This is a genomic window from Pseudomonas sp. A (genome assembly GCF_056270345.1).
The window spans coordinates 3,252,239-3,253,579 of record NZ_CM149873.1; the positions used below are offsets into that span (position 1 = coordinate 3,252,239).

Annotated in this window: 1 protein-coding gene; it reads right to left on the reverse strand. The window is 67.8% G+C overall.

The window, feature by feature from the left end; translation table 11 throughout:
- Window positions 1-5: 5 nt before the first annotated feature.
- Complete coding sequence (locus tag AC0MAZ_RS14665) at window positions 6-1,061, reverse strand: tetratricopeptide repeat protein (protein WP_254465042.1); 1,056 nt, start codon at window positions 1,059-1,061, stop codon at window positions 6-8.
- Window positions 1,062-1,341: the final 280 nt, after the last annotated feature.

Consider the following 1,341-nt stretch of genomic DNA (forward strand, 5'->3'; position numbering starts at 1 on the left):
GGGGCTCAGAGCCCCTGCTGCAGGTAGGGGTCGTCCGGGTTCTGCCGTTCCAGTTCGGCCAGCAGGACCTGGACATTCTGCAGTTGGCCGGTTTCCTTCCAGTACTCGATCAGCAACACCCGCGCCCGGCGGTTGGCGGGCTGGCGGTTGAGCACGGTTTCCAGCTGCTTCTGCGCGGCATCCACCTGTTCCAGCTGGTGCAGGGTGACGGCCAGGGTATAGCGGTATTCGTTGTTTTCCGGTTCCAGTTCGACCGCGCGTGCCAGGGCCAGCAGGGCGTATTCCTGTTGCTCGTGGCGGGTCAGCCAGCGCCCCAGTTCGTATTGCAGGAACGCCGAGTCGGGGCGCAGCGCCAAGGCCTTGGCCAGCACTTCACGGGAGGCGTCGTGGCGGCCTTGCTGTTCCAGCAGGCGCACCTGGGTGGCCAGGGCGTCCAGCCCCTCGGGCGCCACCGCCAGGCTGCGTTGCAGGGCCCTGGTGGCCGCGTCGTAGGCTTGCTCATGCATGTACAGGCGGGCCAGGTGCACCTGGGCCGCGGCGTCGTCAGGCTGTTGCTCCAGGGTCTGCTCGTATTGCTCCAGGGCATCCTGCAAGGGGCCAAAGTACAGGCCGATGGCGTCGGGGTCGAGGCCCAGCAGCGCGTCTACCGCAGCGAAACGCACGCTTTGCTCGTCATCTTCCAGCAGCGGGCCCAGCACCAGGCTGCGCTGGGCGGCCGGCAGCAGGCGGCGGATGCTGGCGATGGCGGCGCGGCGGACCAGTGGGTCGGCGTGCTCCAGGTCTTGCTGGGCCAGCTTCAGTGCCTGTGGCGACGGATAATGGGGCAGTTCGGCGTACAGCGCGGCGCGGCGGATCGCTGGCAGGTCGTCGCGTTGCAGCTGCTGGTAGAGCACCCGGGCGGCGCCCGGCAGGCCGTCGTGGGCCTGGCGCAGGGCCTTGGCGTAGCTGTGCGGCGGCAGGCTGGGCGCCGCGGGCTGCTGGTCACGCCACAGGTAGCCGATCGCGATGGGCAGTACCAGTACAAGCAGCAGGGCGATCTGGATCAGGTGGCGTCGTTGCATCTGGCGGTCCGGGGTGGCGGTACCGCAGAGCTTGGGGCAGGCGGGGGGCAATTGCAATGATGGGGGCTCGCGGGGTGGCTGTTGGGTGTTTGGCGATGGTTTTGCAGCGCCTATGAGACCGAGCGCCGCCCGCGCGGCGCTCGATCTCACAGGCGCTGCAACTTTCCTGTCGAACACCCGACAGCTCCTGCCATTGTCCCCCCTTCCCATGTCAGCCCGTCCCACCTCGATCCATTAGCGTTCCGAGCATTTCCGACTGGCTAAAGCAGGATGCTTACCA